Below are 13,777 nucleotides of genomic sequence, written 5' to 3' on the forward strand. Positions count from 1 at the left end.
TCCGCCCGATCCGCCGCCGCCGAAGCGACCGAATCCGCCGAATCTGCTGAAAACACCACGCCTGGACAGCTCTGCCCCCTCCCCGACAACGGCGGCCAGCCTAGCAATGGATACGCGACGGTAGGGCCACGCATCCGGCCACCGAGAACGCGCCCGTCCGGCCACCGGAAGCGCGTTCGTCCGGGTGTCCCGGGGCACGCCTAAAATGTCCCGGTGAACGCCTCTCCCCGTACCGCCGACGCCCTGCGCGCCGCCCTCGCCGGGCTGCTCGACGGGCTGCCGCCGAGCCAGGCCGCCCGGGCCGTCGAGCGGCTGATCGCCAACTACCGGGGGACCACCCCGACCGACGCGCCCGTGCTGCGCGACCGCTCCGACGTGGCCGCGTACGCCGCGTACCGGATGCCGGCCACCTTCGAGGCGGTCCGGGCGGCGCTCGACGCGCTGCGCGACGCGGCGCCGGACTGGCGGCCGGCCACGCACACCGACATCGGCGGCGGCACCGGCTCGGCGAGCTGGGCGGTCGCGGAGGCATGGGAGGGCGAGGTCGACGGCGGACCGCGCACCACGGTCCTCGACTGGGCCGAGCCGGCGCTCGCGCTCGGCCGGGAGTTGGCGGCCGGGGCGTTCGAGGCGGAGTGGCGGCGGGCGCGGATCGGCGCGGCGATGCGGCTCGACGAGACGGACCTGGTGACGATCAGTTATGTCCTGAAGGAGCTGACCGAGGCCGACCGGACCGCGGTCGTGACCGAGGCGGCGCGCACGGCGCAGGCGGTCGTGATCGTGGAGCCGGGCACGCCCGACGGGTACGAGCGGATCATCGCCGCCCGTGAGCTGCTGATCGGGGCCGGGCTGCGGGTCGCCGCGCCGTGTCCGCACAGCGGGGCCTGCCCGATCGTGCCGGGCACGGACTGGTGCCACTTCGCGGCGCGGGTCAGCCGGTCGTCGCTGCACCGGCAGGTGAAGGGCGGCTCGCTGCCGTACGAGGACGAGAAGTTCAGCTACGTCGTGGCGACCCGGTTCGCCACGACCCCGGCGCTCTCCCGGGTGACCCGTCGGCCGCAGATCCGCAAGGGGCAGGTGCTGCTCGACCTGTGCGGCCCGGAGGACGAGGGGCTGTCGCGGAGCACCGTCACGAAGCGGCACGGCGCGCTGTACAAGGCGGCTCGGGACGCGGAGTGGGGCGACGCCTGGCCCCCGGAGGGGTAGGAGCCGCCCCGGCGGGCGCTCAGGAGGCTACATCCGCAGCTCCTGGGTGCAGCACTTCACGCTGCCGCCGCCCTTGAGGAGTTCGCCCAGGTCCATCGGGACCGGGTCGAAGCCGCGGTCCCGGAGCGGGCCGAACAGCCCGGTCGCCGCCTGCGGGAGCAGGACGTGGCGGCCGTCGCTCACCGCGTTCAGGCCGAGGGCCGCGGCGTCCCGTTCGCCCGCGATCAGGGCGTCGGGGAACAACCGGGCCAGGACCGCGCGGCTGCCGGGGGAGAAGGCCCCCGGGTAGTACATGATCTCGTCGGCCGCGTCGTCCAGGACGCACAGCGCCGTGTCCAGGTGGTAGTACCGCGGATCCACCAGGTCGAGACCGATCACCGGGCGGCCGAAGAACTCCTGGGCCTCGTCGTGCGACAGCGGACTGGACCGGAAGCCCCGGCCGGCCAGCAGGTACGAGGAGGTGACCGCGAAGTCCCCCTCGCCCTCGTTGACGTGCTCCGGCTCGTGGATCTCGGTGAACCCGTGGGCGCGGAACCACTCCAGATGGGCCGCGGCCTCGGCGGTGCGCTCCGGGTGGGCGAACCGCGCGCCGAGCACGCGGCCGTCGACGACCGTCGCGCCGTTGGCGGCGAAGACCATGTCGGGCAGGTCGGGCTGCGGGTCGAGCAGGTCGACCGTATGGCCGAGGGCCAGATAGCGGTCCCGCAGGTCCTCCCACTGGGCGAGGGCCAGACGGAGGTCGACCGGTTTCGCGGGGTCCATCCATGGGTTGATGGAGTACGTCACCCTGAAGTGCGCGGGTGGGCACATCAGATAACGGCGGGGCGATGCCTCGCGCGGCGATGAGCGCAATGAGGGCTCCTCACGAAAGACAGGGCGCACGGTGTGTGCGTGGAGCCATGGTCCGTCGTCAGCGGCGTTCGCGCAGTGAACCGATCGGGTGGTTCCGGGTAACAGTCCGGGACGATGCGGATCACCCACCCGTGCGACGGCCCACCGGCTTGACGAGACGGCTCGTCTCGTTCAAGGCTGGCCCCATGACCTCTGCCAAGGCCTCCAAGGCCCCCGACGCCTCCCGCCGCAGCGAGCGCTCCCGCCGCGCCATCTTCGACGCGGCCCTCGCGCTGGTCACCGAGGCGGGCTACGCGAAGACCACCGTCGAGGGCATCGCCGCCCGCGCCGGCGTCGGCAAGCAGACCATCTACCGCTGGTGGCCCTCCAAGGCGGCCGTTCTGCTCGACGCGTACCTCGACCTCGCGGCGCAGGCGAACGACGCGCTCGGCGGAGCCGCCCACGGCGAGGAGGGGGCGAGCGGCATCCCGGACACCGGCGACCTCGCCGCGGACCTGCGGTACGTCCTGCGGGCCACCGTCGACGAGCTGGGCGACCCCAAGTACGACGGCCCGACCCGGGCCCTGGCCGCCGAGGGCCTGGTCAGCGCCGAGTTCGCCGCCCAGATGGCCGAGAAGCTGGTGGAGCCCCAGCTCACCTACTACCTCCGCCGGCTGGAGGCCGCCCGCGAGGACGGCGACATCGCCCCCGACACCGACCTCCGGATCGCCGCGGAACTCCTCACCGCCCCGATCGCCCAGCGCTGGCAGTACCGCACCGTGCCCCTCACCCACGCCTACGCGGACGCCCTGGTCACCCACGTCCTGCGCGGGCTCGCCCCCCGCCCGTAGGACCCAGTCGCTCCGGGGCGTCCGTGATGACGCCGTCGCAGCCGAGGCGGAGGGCGCGGTCGCGGTCCGTGGGGGTGTTCACGGTGTGGGCCCAGACCCGGGGGACGCCGGACCGGAGCGCGCGGCGCAGGTCCTCGTCCCGGAGCATCCGCACGTCCACGTCCAGGACCTGCGCCGTTCCGCTCGCGTACGCCTTCGACAGTGCGGCCGTGCTGTTCTCCGGGGGCTCGAGCGCGCCGCCGCGGTGCGCCGTCCAGACCACCCCGCGGGACGGCTCCGGAAGTGTGTCGATGGTCACCCGCGCGGGGGTGCGGGCCGCCTGCCGGCCGCCCGGGCGAACCCATTCCCGTTCGGCCCCCGAGGCCCCGGTCCCCAGTCCAGCGGCGGCAGCACGAGGGCCTGGCAGGCCAGGGCCAGGGCGATGAGCGAGCCCAGCGGACCCGATGGCGTCGCGTTCGGCACGGGCGATGCGTACCCCGGTTGGGGACTCCGGTCACCCGGGGCGCAGGATGGTGGGACCATGGCAGCAGCTTCGACACGCGGCGGGACCCGCGCGTGGGCCGGGACGAGCACAGGTGTGAGGGGATAGATGGGCGACGGCATCGGCCGCTACCGCGGCACGGAGAGCAAACTCGCGCAGTGGCTGCGCCGACGCCCCCGGCGGACCGCCGCGGACGACGCCGACCGCCGCGAGAACCTGCTCCTCGCCACCGCCGCCGCCGGTCTGCCCCTCGCCCCCGCCGCGTACCCCGTCGGCTACCGGTGTTCCTGCGAGCGCATCGGCTGTCCCACGCCGGCCCGGCATCCCGTCTCCTTCGCCTGGCAGACCCAGTCGACGACGGACCGCGCGCAGATCGAGCGCTGGTCCCGGAATCAGCCCGAGGCCAACTTCATCACCGCGACCGGCATGGTCCACGACGTCCTCGACGTTCCGCTGGACGCCGGTCGCGCCGCGTTGGAGCGGCTGCTCGCCGACGGCGTCGACGTCGGCCCGGTCGCCGAGTCCGGCGCCGCCGTGCCGGAGGAGGAACTGCCCGCCGACGAGCGCCGGATGCTGTTCTTCACCGCCACCCGGGGCACCCCCGAGGACGAGGACGAGTGGTGGCCCTGCGAGCTGGACTGCCACCCCGAGACCATGGACGAGCACCCGGGCCTGCGCTGGCACTGCCGGGGCAGCTACGTCCTCGTCCCGCCGGCCCGGCTGCCCGGTGACGACCGCACGGTGGAGTGGGTACGCGGCCCGGAGCACGCGCTCCCGGACCCGCTGACCCTCCTGGAGACCCTCACCGACGCCTGCGCCCGGTACGCCGACGCGCGAGCCGCGGACGGCGACCCGGGGCGGCACGAGCCGGCCTGGCCGCTCAACCACTGACGACGACGCGGGACGAACGAGGAGGGGGCGGCCACCGGCCGCCCCCTCCTCGTCGATTTCCCCGGCGCCGCGCCCGGCGAGCCCTACTCGCCCTTCGCGCCCGTGACGCCCTGCAGCCGTCCCGCTATCGCCACCGCGTCCTTGTCCGTCGCCCCGGACGCCGGCTTCACGAGCGCCGCCTGGTCGGACACCCACTCCTTGGTGACGGTGTTCTTCACCTCGCCGGTCATCAGCGCCTTCACATCGGCGTCGACCTTCGGCCGGTAGCCCTGCGCGGCGGTCTGCCGCTCGAAGTAGCGGATGCCGAAGAACACCAGAGCCCCGCCGTTCTCGGTCTCCAGACCGAGCGGCGCGTTGTCGCCGTCGTCCATGGTCTGGTCGACGTACTGCGTCGCCAGACCCAGCCGCTTGGCGTTCTTCGCGCGCGAGGCCCGCCAGAACGTGGTGTGCGCCCCCGGCGCGAACATGCCGGGCTCGCCCGTCCGAAGGTACGAGACGTACCGCGTGCCCAGGTCCTTCGGCGCGACCGCCAGCGTCTGGGAGTTCGCGGCGACCGGCACCGCGTACCCGTCCTTCTGCTTGAACACCGGGACCTCGTCCGGGGTGAGGATCGCCAGGTGCGCGACCTCCCACAGCTGCTCGTTGCCGTTGCGCACGAAGACCAGCAGCCACCGGTCGTCGGTCTTGGCGCCGGCCCGGTCCCGGTTCGCGTCGGTGTCCGCGACGAACCAGCGCGGCCAGCCCGCCTTCTTGGGGATCGTGAACTTCGCGTCCGTCAGCTCCAGCGGCCTGTGCCGCGGGTTGCCGCCCGGGCTCGTCACCGAACGGGCCTTCAGGCCCGCCTGGTTGATGGCGCCGAGCGGGCCGGTGACCCGGCCCGCGTCGAGGGCCGGGTCATAGGCCTTGTCGGCCTTGTTGTACGCGTCGGTGAAGTCCTTCAGGGCCTGTTCGGCCTCAGACTTCGTCACCGCCGGAACGAGCTCCAGCTCGCCGTGCACCGTCACGCAGCCGCTCGCCGTCAGCGCCAGCACCGTCGTCGCCACGACCGCCGTCGCCGGCCTCAGCCTTCTCATCGGTTGCCTTCTGCTCCTCCACCCGCACCGGACGTCCGAACCCTACCGGGGCGAGGAACAGTGCGAGCGTCGGGATCAGATACAGCGCCCACACCGTGACCTGAAGCACCGTCGGATCGGGCTGGAAGTTGAGGACGCCCTTGAGCAGGGTGCCGTACCAGCTGTCCGGCGGGATCGTCGCGGAGACGTCGAACGCCTTGTCGGCCAGGCCGCCGAGGAAGCGCGCCTCCTGGAGGTCGTGCACGCCGTACGCGAGGACGCCCGCGGCGACCACGACCAGCATGCCGCCGGTCCAGGTGAAGAACTTCGCCAGGTTGATCTTCAGCGCGCCCCGGTAGAACAGCCAGCCGAGGAACACCGCCGTCGCCAGGCCCAGCAGCACCCCGATCAGCGGGGCCGACGTGCCGTCCGAGGAGGCGCGCACCGAAGCCCACACGAAAAGCGCGGTCTCCAGGCCCTCCCGGCCGACGGCCAGGAAGGCCGTGGCGACCAGGGCGCCGGTGCCCATCTGCAGGGCCGCGTCCAGCCGGCCGTGCAGCTCCGAGCGCAGATGCCGCGCGGTGCGCTTCATCCAGAAGACCATCCAGGTCACCAGACCGACCGCGAGGATCGACAGCGAGCCGCCCAGCGCCTCCTGCGCCTCGAACGTCAGCTCCTGCGAGCCGAACTCGAGGCCGGCGCCGAAGGCCAGCGCCACGCCGACCGCCACGCCGATGCCGATCCAGATCGGCTTCAGCGCGTCACGGCGGTCCGTCTTCACCAGGTACGCGATGAGGATGCAGACGACCAGGCTGGCCTCCAGGCCCTCGCGCAGGCCGATCAGATAGTTCCCGAACACGTCGGTCCCCTCCTTCGAGATGCGGGGGTCAGGAGAACAGCGCCCGGCCCCACCAGTCGTCCTTGTCGCGGACGCCCGGCGGAACGGCGAACATGCCCGAACCCACGTGCTGGATGTACTCGTTGAGGACGTCCGAGCGGGCCAGCGAGGTCTGCACCGGGATGAACCCCTTGCGGACGTCGCGCTGGTACGCGAGGAAGAACAGGCCCGTGTCCAGGCGGCCGAGACCGTCCGTGCCGTCCGTGAAGGAGTAGCCGCGGCGCAGGATCGTCGCCCCGTTGTTGGAGTCCGGGTGCGCGAGGCGGACGTGCGCCTCCGGCTTCATGGCCGGCAGGAACGGCTCGTCGTGCTCCTTGGCCTTGCCGACCGGAGCGCCTTCCTTCTTGTCGCGGCCGAAGATGTCCTCCTGCTCCGCGAGCGGAGTGCGGTCCCAGATCTCGACGTTCATCCGGATCCGGCGGGCGACGAGGTACGAGCCGCCGGCCATCCACGCCGAGGGGCCCTCCGCGCCCTTGCCGGAGACCCAGACGTGCTTCTCCAGGCGGGCGGTGTCGGTGCCCGCGATGTTGCGGGTGCCGTCCTTGAAGCCGAACAGGTTGCGCGGGGTCTGGGCGTCGGGGGTCGTCGAGGACGTCTTGCCGAAGCCGAGCTGCGACCAGCGCACCGCGACCTTGCCGAAGCCGATCCGGGCCAGGTTGCGGATGGCGTGCACGGCGACCTGCGGGTCGTCCGCGCAGGCCTGGACGCAGATGTCGCCGTTGCTGCGCGCCCTGTCGAGGTTGTCGCCGGGGAACTTCGGCAGGTCGACCAGGGCCTCGGGCCGCCGGTCCTTCAGCCCGAACCGCTCGTCGAAGAGCGAGGGGCCGAAGCCGATGGTGAGGGTGAGCCGGGACGGCTTGAGGCCCAGGGCCTCGCCGGTGTCGTCCGGCGGGGCCTCCGGGAGGCCGCCGTACGCGCCTTCGCCGACCTCCTGGCCGAGCGTCATCCGCTCGGCGGCCCGGGTCCAGTCCTTCAGGAGCTGGATCAGCTCGGCCCGGTCCTTCGTCTTCACGTCGAAGGCGGCGAAGTGCAGCCGGTCCTGGACTGCCGAGGCGATGCCGGCCTGGTGCGGACCGTGGAAGGGGACCGCGCCGCCGGCGGCGGCGACGTTCTCGGTGGCGTCGCCGGCGCGGTTCAGGGCGACGGCGGCGCCGCCCGCCGCGGCGGCGCCGAGCGCGAGCCCGGCACCGCCCCAGCCGATGACGCTGCGGCGCGAGGGGGCGGCGGAGCCGGTGGACTCGTTCTCGTCGACGGTCTCGGACATGGTCGCGATCTCCCTTACTTCACAACCGCGGCGGCGAGCTTGGAGAGCGGCTCGCCCAGCGCGTTGACGCCGTCCGAGAGCTCCTTCTGCTGCTCCTTGCCGACCTGGTCGTACGGGGTGAAGACGTACGTGGTCTTGTCCGCGCGGTACTTGTCGAGCAGCGTGTTCAGCGCGGCGAACTGCTTGTCGAGCTCGGCGACCAGCTTCGGGTCGTTCTTCGACGCGACGGGCTTGAGCAGCTCGAAGGACTTCTGCGCGCCCTCGACGTTCGCCTTGAAGTCGACCAGGTCGGTGTGGGAGTAACGCTCCTCCTCACCGGTGACCTTGCCGGAGGCGACCTCGTCGAGGAGTTCCTTGGCGCCGTTGGCCATGGAGGTCGGGGTGATCTCGGCCTTGCCGACCCGCTTCACCCAGTCGGCGAGGTCCTTGTCGAGGGTGTCGGCGAGCTGCTTCTCACGGTCGCCGATCTTCTTGTCCTGCCAGAGCGCCTTCTCCAGCCGGTGCCAGCCGGTCCAGTCCTTGGCCGGGTCCTGGCCCGCCTCGAGGCCGTCCTCGCGGACGTCGACCTTCGGGTCGATGTCGCCGAAGGACTCGGCGACCGGCTCGGTGCGCTCCCAGCCGATGCGGGAGTCGGCGTACGCCTTCTTCGCGGCCTCGATGTTGCCGGCGCGGACGGCGTCGGTGAAGACCTTCACCTTGGGCAGGGTCTCGTCGGCCTGCGTCTGCACGTACTGGCGGTACGCGGCGACGGCGGCGTCCATCTCGGGGGAGCGCTTGGCGGTGGTGCCGCCGGTGACCTTGACCTTCTGGCGGATGCCGTCGCCCTTCATGCCGGGCTTGCAGGCGATCTCGTAGTCGCCGGCCTTGACCTCGGCGGTGATCTTCGCCTTGGTGCCGGGGCCGATGTTCTCGCGCTCGGTGACGATGCGGTCGTCCGGGAAGAGGATGTAGACCTCGGTGACCTTGCTGCCCTTGTTCTCCACGGCCAGCTCCAGGTGGCCGGCCGGGAACTCCTTCTTCGAGACCTCGCAGGAGTCGTCCTTGGCGACGACGGAGACGGCGCCGTGGGCGTCGCCCTTGGCGTCGCTCTTCTCGGTGCAGCCCGTGACGGCGGTCAGAGCAGCCGCGGTCGCGGCGGCGGTGACGACGGAGAGACGGACGGCTCGCATGTGGGCTCCTGGGGAGGGGAGAGAGGCGGTGAGGCGGACCTAACTTAACCGAGCCTTACCTCAGCCATACCCACCCCTCCTGTGATTCACCTCTCAGGCCGGACGGGGTGGACACGGCTCGATCACGGCGGGTTCACGGGGTCCCCATGCATCGGTCAAGTACTGGTCAAGCGGGGTGAGATGCGCCTTTCGTAATGATTTGTTATGGGCGCTAGCGTGCGGTCATGCGCCTCTCCCGAGAAGACCTGCCCGGAGCGCTCGCCCTGACCGTCACCGGCCGGGCCGAACCGCCGTCGTTGCGCATGGAGATGACCGACGGCCGGCGCATGCTGCTGCGTCAGGACGGCCGGGCGGTGCTGCTCGCACGGGTCGACGCGGACCGGGACGGAGTGGCGCTGCTCCGCCGCGCCGGGTACCGCTCGCCGCTCCCGCCGCTGCGCGCCGACGAGGCCCGGCGCGTGCCCGACCGGCGCCACGGGTACGCCGGGCTGCTCGCCGACGCCCCCGACGGACCGCTGCACGACGGCCGTTGGCTGCTGGCCGAGCGGTCGACGCTGCCGTACGGCGCGTGGCGCCGGGAGCTCCCGCGCACCTGGCCCGAGGCGTATCTCGACTGGGTCGCGGGCTGGAACGGCGTCGTCCCGCTGCGCCCGCTCTCCGCCGCCGACGCGCCGCGCGTCAAGGCGTACCGCCGCCAGGCCCGGGAGGGCGTCCTGCCGCCGGTGCTGCTGTGGTGGGTGTCCGCCTTCGACGGCTGGGTCGTCCTCGACGGCCACGACCGGGCGGTGGCGGCCCTGGCGGAGGATCAGGAACCGGCGTCGCTGGTACTGATGCGCGGCGCGGACGACGCGACGCGCGCCTCGGTACTCGCGGCCACGACCGCGTACTACGAGGAGCGGATGGCCGCGCTCGCCCCGGAGGAGGAGTCCGCGCGCCGGATGCTGGCCCGGTCCTTCGGCGCGGCCGCCCTCGCCGTCCCGTACGACGAGGAGGCCACGCGGGCATGGCCGATTCCGGGCGGACCGGCGGAGTGGGACGCGTTGATGCTTCAATTCCGCCATGAACACGACCGCTACTAGCCGTTTCGCCGACCGGGGCACCGACATCGACGTCCTGCGCGTCTTCTGCGCGGGCGACGGACGGTTCGGCAACGCCCTCGGCGTCGTACGCGACGGGCGCACGCATCCCGACGAGGCGTCCCGGCAGGCGCTCGCCAAGGAACTGGGCTTCAGCGAGACGGTGTTCGTCGACGACCCCGAGCGCGGTGCGGTCGACATCTACACCCCCGGCGTGCGGCTGCCGTTCGCCGGATACCCGCTGATCGGCGCGGCCTGGCTGCTCGACCTGGAGGTCGTCCGGCCGCAGGCGGGCGAGGTGTGGGTGCGCGGGGACGGCGAGTTCACCTGGATCGAGGCCCGCGCGGAATGGGCGCCGCCGCGCACCCTGCGGCGGTACGCCTCCGCCGAGGAGGTCGACGCGCTCGAGGTGCCCGAGCCGGGAGAGTGGATCTACGCCTGGGCATGGGAGGACGAGGCGGCCGGCCGCGTGCGCGCCCGCGGGTTCCCCGGGCGCGGGGACGGCATCGACGAGGACGAGGCGACCGGCGCGGCGGCCCTGCTGCTCACCGCCGAACTGGGCCGCGCCCTCAACATCACCCAGGGCCTCGGCTCCCAGCTCCTGACCGCTCCCGGCCCGGACGGCCTGATCGAACTGGGCGGCCGGGTGCGGCTCGAGCGGACGATGACGATCTGAACGGCCGTCGGCGGTCGCGGCCTCCTGCCGCGGCCGCTACGCGCTGATCGGGAACTCGCCCGCCAGCTCGCGGAACACCGCGCCGTTGAAGTCGAACGCCCGCTTGCACTCGTCGACGATCCGCTGCCGCTCCAGGTCGTCCGCGTTCACGCTGTCCAGGAGTTCGCGGTAACCCCGCTTGAACGCGGCCGGGTTGCCGATCTCCTCGAAGACGTAGAACCGCACGCCGTCGCCCTTGCGGGCGAAGCCCCAGGCGCGCTCGGCGCGGTCACGGATGATCTGGCCGCCGGAGAGGTCGCCCAGGTAGCGGGTGTAGTGGTGGGCCACGTACCCGGCCGGCCAGTCGCGGGCGCACTCGGCGACCCGGGCGGCGTACGCCGCGGTGGCCGGCAACGGGGAGAGGCCGGCGCGCCAGTCCGCGCCCCGCAGGTGGGCGAGGTCCTGCTCCAGGGCGGCGGTGCGGAACAGCTCCGGCTGTATGAACGGCCCCGCGACCGGGTCGGAGCGCAGTACCTCCGCGCCGTCCTCCAGTGCCCGGTACACGAACCAGAGCTGCTCGGTGTAGCGCGCGTACGCGTCCACGCCCAGTCGGCCGCCGAGCAGGTCGGTCATGAAGGTCGACGTCTCCGCCTCGGTGTGCTGCTCCTGCGAGGCGGTGCGGATCAGCGTGGAGAAGGGCGTGGTCAAGGCGGGCCTCCGGGACCGATCGGGACGGGAACCAGTGGTGATCCTTCTCCTTAGGCTTGCCTAAGTCAACTGGTTCCCGACAGCCTGTCGGTAAAGACGCTACCCCGCGAACGGCCTACGGCAACGTGAGGATCTCGGCGCCGCTGTCCGTGACCACCAGCGTGTGCTCGAACTGGGCGGTCCGCTTGCGGTCCTTCGTGACCACGGTCCAGCCGTCGTCCCACATGTCGTACTCGTGGGTGCCGAGGGTCAGCATCGGCTCGATCGTGAAGGTCATGCCCGGCTGGATCACCGTCGTGTGGTGGGGCGAGTCGTAGTGCGGAATGATCAGACCGGAGTGGAAGGACGAGTTGATGCCGTGCCCCGTGAAGTCCCGGACGACGCCGTAGCCGAAGCGCTTGGCGTACGACTCGATGACCCGGCCGATGATGTTGACCTGGCGGCCGGGCCGTACGGCCTTGATCGCCCGGTTCAGGGACTCGCGGGTGCGCTCCACGAGCAGCCGGGACTCCTCGTCGACGTCGCCGCAGAGGTAGGTCGCGTTGTTGTCGCCGTGCACGCCGCCGATGTACGCGGTGACGTCGAGGTTCACGATGTCGCCGTCGCGCAGCACGGTGGAGTCCGGGATGCCGTGGCAGATGACCTCGTTGACCGAGGCGCACAGCGACTTCGGGAAGCCGCGGTAGCCGAGGGTCGAGGGGTACGCGCCGTGGTCGCACATGTACTCGTGCGCGACGCGGTCGAGCTCGTCGGTGGTGACTCCGGGGGCGATGTGCTTCGCGGCCTCCTCCATCGCCCGCGCGGCGATGCGGCCGGCGACGCGCATCCGCTCGATGGTCTCGGAGTCCTGCACCTCGGGCCCGGTGTACGGGGCGGGGGCGGGCTTCCCGACGTACTCGGGACGGCGGATGGCTCCGGGGACGGAGCGGTGGGGGGAGAGCTCCCCGGGCACGAGCAGCGACTGGCCAGACATGCAGCGAGTCTAACCAGGCGGGGTGGGGCAGCATGGCGTCAGAGCGACGGATGAAGGAGCGGGAGATGGCCCTGTTCAAGAGGCGCACGGTCGGCAAGCCGGGCGAGTGGTTCTACTGCCTGGAGCACAAGAAGGTCGAGGAGGGGCCGGAGTGCCCGGCGAAGGACCGCTTCGGCCCGTACGCGAGCCGTGAGGAGGCCGAGCACGCGATGCAGACGGCCCAGGAACGCAACCTGGAGTGGGACACGGATCCCAAGTGGCACGAGACCCCGCGCACGGACGACACCCCCGACTAGAACCGGGCGGTCGCGAGGACGGAACCGTCCTCGGCGAGCAGCCGGGCGCCGGTCACCGTCGCGGGGTCCACGGAGACCGGCGCGCCCCAGTAGCCGTAGCCGTCCCTGAGGGCGAACGAGCCCACGGCGACCGTGGTGCCGTCGGCGCGCACCAGACGGCAGTGGACCGTGCCGTTCCCGGCCTGCTCCAGGTCGACGGACATGTACACCCAGCCCTGCGAACCCGGCGTGCCGGGATGGGCGAAGATCCGCCCCACCTCGTGGTGCCCCGAGACCAGGGCGGCCTCCAGGAGACCGTCCTGCTCCTGGACCTGCGAGGAGGGGGCCGAGGCGCCCACGACCGCCGTCCCGACGGCCCACCCCCCGAACCCGCAGGCCAGCGCCGCCGCGGCCGCTGCGACGGCGAGCCGCAGGCGTCGGCGGGGGCGGGGGCGGCCGAGCGGGCCGGGGCGCCCGCGCGGCTCCGGCCGCGCCGGGGCCAGGCGGTTCGTGACCCGGGTCTCGAAGCCCACCGGAGGTTCCGCCCCCGGGAGCAGACCGAGGAGGCCGTCGCCGACGAGGGTCAGCCGCTCGACGTACTCCCGGCAGTCCGGGCAGCGGTCCAGGTGGGCGACCGCCTCGGCGCGTTCCCGGGCCGGGAGGACGCCGAGGGCCAGCTCGGCGGCGAGCTCCCGCAGCCGCTCGCAGTCCCCGCCGTTCATGCCGCTCGTCCCGCGCAGCTCGCTCATGGCCGGAACTCCTCCGCGCCGAGGGCCGTCCGCAGTTTCCCCATGCCCGCCCTGATCCGGCTCTTCGCCGTGCCGAGCGGAATGTGCTCGAGGCCGGCGATCTCCCGCGCGGTCATCCCGTAGATCCCCGCCATCACCAGCGTCCGGGCCTGCTCCCGCGGCAGGGTCGCGAGCGCGGCCCGCACCCGGTCCGAGGTCTCGTCGGCGAGCGCCCGCCGCTCGGGGGTGTCGGCGTCCGACACGAGGTCGAGCAGCGCGTCCAGGTCCTCCGGGGCGACCGGCCCGGCCCGGCGCGCCCGTACGGCGTCGATCGCCAGATTGTGCGCGATGGTCGTCAGCCACGTCTTCACGGAGCCGCGGCGCGAGTCGTAGACCTGGGCATGCCGCCAGGCCCGCTCGAAGGTCTGCTGGGCGATGTCCTCGGCGAGCTGGGGATCGCCGAGGACGGCGACGGCGACGCCGAAGACGGTGCGCTGGAAACGGCGCACGAACGCGACGGCGATCTCCGGATCGCCCGTCGTCAGGCCGGACAGCAGTGCCTCGTCCGACACCCGTCCGCTGGGAAGGCCCATGTGCTGCACACCAGTGGATACGGTCCGACTCCCCGCGGGGATTGCGCGGGAAGGCCCCGTCCATTCTCCCGGACGATCCCCGGGCGCGGTTCGTCCGTATCCACTGCATCTGCGGCATCCACCGCA

15 protein-coding genes and 1 pseudogene are annotated in these 13,777 nt (G+C 72.6%); 6 read left to right on the forward strand and 10 right to left on the reverse strand.

Features of this window, described 5'->3' with window-relative positions; translation table 11 throughout:
• The first annotated feature begins 213 nt into the window (after positions 1-213).
• Positions 214-1,206 (forward strand): small ribosomal subunit Rsm22 family protein, encoded by a 993-nt coding sequence (locus R2D22_RS26265; RefSeq protein ID WP_318107142.1) that lies wholly within the window; start codon positions 214-216, stop codon positions 1,204-1,206.
• A gap of 27 nt (positions 1,207-1,233) precedes the next feature.
• Here the strand turns inward: R2D22_RS26265 and ddaH are convergent, their stop codons facing one another.
• Positions 1,234-2,058 carry a dimethylargininase gene (gene ddaH / locus R2D22_RS26270; RefSeq protein WP_411977080.1) on the reverse strand — a complete coding sequence of 275 codons (825 nt, stop codon included), beginning with the start codon at positions 2,056-2,058 and terminating at the stop codon, positions 1,234-1,236.
• A 185-nt stretch (positions 2,059-2,243) separates the two neighbouring features.
• On the opposite strand from ddaH, the gene R2D22_RS26275 reads away from it, so the two are divergent.
• Entirely contained in the window at positions 2,244-2,888 is a 645-nt protein-coding gene (locus R2D22_RS26275; protein WP_318107143.1) for a TetR/AcrR family transcriptional regulator, read from the forward strand.
• Here R2D22_RS26275 and R2D22_RS26280 read toward each other — a convergent pair.
• Positions 2,851-3,057 (reverse strand): annotated as a pseudogene (locus R2D22_RS26280) (glycerophosphodiester phosphodiesterase family protein); the annotation flags it as partial. The gene R2D22_RS26275 and the pseudogene R2D22_RS26280 sit on opposite strands and share 38 nt — an antisense overlap.
• Before the next feature lie 420 nt (positions 3,058-3,477).
• Between R2D22_RS26280 and R2D22_RS26285 the strand changes: the two are divergent.
• Positions 3,478-4,260 (forward strand): bifunctional DNA primase/polymerase, encoded by a 783-nt coding sequence (locus R2D22_RS26285; protein WP_318107144.1) that lies wholly within the window; start codon positions 3,478-3,480, stop codon positions 4,258-4,260.
• A gap of 83 nt (positions 4,261-4,343) precedes the next feature.
• On the opposite strand, the gene R2D22_RS26290 is transcribed toward R2D22_RS26285, so the two are convergent.
• The 4 genes from R2D22_RS26290 to efeO are packed head-to-tail and all read right to left on the reverse strand — an operon-like array spanning position 4,344 to position 8,643.
• On the reverse strand, positions 4,344-5,333 hold the full coding sequence (locus R2D22_RS26290) for an SCO2278 family lipoprotein (protein WP_318107145.1): 990 nt from the start codon (positions 5,331-5,333) through the stop codon (positions 4,344-4,346).
• Entirely contained in the window at positions 5,215-6,171 is a 957-nt protein-coding gene (gene efeU, locus R2D22_RS26295) for an iron uptake transporter permease EfeU (protein ID WP_318107146.1), read from the reverse strand. The genes R2D22_RS26290 and efeU overlap by 119 nt, the downstream gene beginning before the upstream one ends.
• Positions 6,172-6,199: 28 nt before the next feature.
• A complete protein-coding gene (gene efeB / locus R2D22_RS26300; RefSeq protein ID WP_318107147.1) occupies positions 6,200-7,474 on the reverse strand; it encodes an iron uptake transporter deferrochelatase/peroxidase subunit in 1,275 nt (424 codons plus the stop codon).
• A gap of 14 nt (positions 7,475-7,488) precedes the next feature.
• Positions 7,489-8,643: an iron uptake system protein EfeO gene (gene efeO / locus R2D22_RS26305; RefSeq protein ID WP_318107148.1), complete on the reverse strand. Its 1,155-nt coding sequence runs from the start codon at positions 8,641-8,643 to the stop codon at positions 7,489-7,491.
• A gap of 224 nt (positions 8,644-8,867) precedes the next feature.
• On the opposite strand from efeO, the gene R2D22_RS26310 reads away from it, so the two are divergent.
• Together R2D22_RS26310 and R2D22_RS26315 are read left to right on the forward strand one after the other, a co-directional pair.
• Positions 8,868-9,722: a hypothetical protein gene (locus R2D22_RS26310; protein WP_318107149.1), complete on the forward strand. Its 855-nt coding sequence runs from the start codon at positions 8,868-8,870 to the stop codon at positions 9,720-9,722.
• Complete coding sequence (locus R2D22_RS26315) at positions 9,703-10,395, forward strand: PhzF family phenazine biosynthesis protein (RefSeq protein ID WP_318107150.1); 693 nt, start codon at positions 9,703-9,705, stop codon at positions 10,393-10,395. Before R2D22_RS26310 ends, R2D22_RS26315 begins: the two co-directional genes overlap by 20 nt.
• Before the next feature lie 36 nt (positions 10,396-10,431).
• Here R2D22_RS26315 and R2D22_RS26320 read toward each other — a convergent pair whose 3' ends face one another.
• Both R2D22_RS26320 and map read right to left on the reverse strand, forming a co-directional pair.
• A complete protein-coding gene (locus tag R2D22_RS26320) occupies positions 10,432-11,082 on the reverse strand; it encodes a biliverdin-producing heme oxygenase (RefSeq protein WP_318107151.1) in 651 nt (216 codons plus the stop codon).
• 115 nt (positions 11,083-11,197) lie between these two features.
• Complete coding sequence (gene map, locus R2D22_RS26325; RefSeq protein WP_318107152.1) at positions 11,198-12,055, reverse strand: type I methionyl aminopeptidase; 858 nt, start codon at positions 12,053-12,055, stop codon at positions 11,198-11,200.
• A 65-nt stretch (positions 12,056-12,120) separates the two neighbouring features.
• Between map and R2D22_RS26330 the strand changes: the two genes are divergently transcribed.
• Positions 12,121-12,351 carry a hypothetical protein gene (locus R2D22_RS26330; protein WP_318109988.1) on the forward strand — a complete coding sequence of 77 codons (231 nt, stop codon included), beginning with the start codon at positions 12,121-12,123 and terminating at the stop codon, positions 12,349-12,351.
• Here the strand turns inward: R2D22_RS26330 and R2D22_RS26335 are convergent.
• Together R2D22_RS26335 and R2D22_RS26340 are read right to left on the reverse strand one after the other, a co-directional pair.
• Positions 12,348-13,079, reverse strand: a complete 732-nt coding sequence (locus R2D22_RS26335; RefSeq protein WP_318107153.1) for a zf-HC2 domain-containing protein — start codon at positions 13,077-13,079, stop codon at positions 12,348-12,350. The two genes, R2D22_RS26330 and R2D22_RS26335, sit on opposite strands and share 4 nt — an antisense overlap.
• A complete protein-coding gene (locus tag R2D22_RS26340; RefSeq protein ID WP_318107154.1) occupies positions 13,076-13,651 on the reverse strand; it encodes an RNA polymerase sigma factor in 576 nt (191 codons plus the stop codon). Before R2D22_RS26340 ends, R2D22_RS26335 begins: the two co-directional genes overlap by 4 nt.
• Positions 13,652-13,777 lie beyond the last annotated feature (126 nt).

Origin of the sequence: Streptomyces sp. HUAS YS2, assembly GCF_033343995.1 — a bacterium.
In the GTDB taxonomy this organism is placed as follows: domain Bacteria; phylum Actinomycetota; class Actinomycetes; order Streptomycetales; family Streptomycetaceae; genus Streptomyces; species Streptomyces solicathayae.

Excerpts from the sequence above, each read along its gene's own strand:
- R2D22_RS26275 (WP_318107143.1), top strand. The coding sequence starts at position 2,244 with ATGACCTCTGCCAAGGCCTCCAAGGCCCCCGACGCCTCCCGCCGCAGC.
- R2D22_RS26285 (WP_318107144.1), top strand. The coding sequence starts at position 3,478 with ATGGGCGACGGCATCGGCCGCTACCGCGGCACGGAGAGCAAACTCGCG.
- R2D22_RS26290 (WP_318107145.1), bottom strand. The coding sequence starts at position 5,333 with ATGAGAAGGCTGAGGCCGGCGACGGCGGTCGTGGCGACGACGGTGCTG.
- efeB (WP_318107147.1), bottom strand. The coding sequence starts at position 7,474 with ATGTCCGAGACCGTCGACGAGAACGAGTCCACCGGCTCCGCCGCCCCC.
- efeO (WP_318107148.1), bottom strand. The coding sequence starts at position 8,643 with ATGCGAGCCGTCCGTCTCTCCGTCGTCACCGCCGCCGCGACCGCGGCT.
- R2D22_RS26310 (WP_318107149.1), top strand. The coding sequence starts at position 8,868 with ATGCGCCTCTCCCGAGAAGACCTGCCCGGAGCGCTCGCCCTGACCGTC.
- R2D22_RS26315 (WP_318107150.1), top strand. The coding sequence starts at position 9,703 with ATGAACACGACCGCTACTAGCCGTTTCGCCGACCGGGGCACCGACATC.
- map (WP_318107152.1), bottom strand. The coding sequence starts at position 12,055 with ATGTCTGGCCAGTCGCTGCTCGTGCCCGGGGAGCTCTCCCCCCACCGC.
- R2D22_RS26330 (WP_318109988.1), top strand. The coding sequence starts at position 12,121 with ATGGCCCTGTTCAAGAGGCGCACGGTCGGCAAGCCGGGCGAGTGGTTC.
- R2D22_RS26335 (WP_318107153.1), bottom strand. The coding sequence starts at position 13,079 with ATGAGCGAGCTGCGCGGGACGAGCGGCATGAACGGCGGGGACTGCGAG.
- R2D22_RS26340 (WP_318107154.1), bottom strand. The coding sequence starts at position 13,651 with ATGGGCCTTCCCAGCGGACGGGTGTCGGACGAGGCACTGCTGTCCGGC.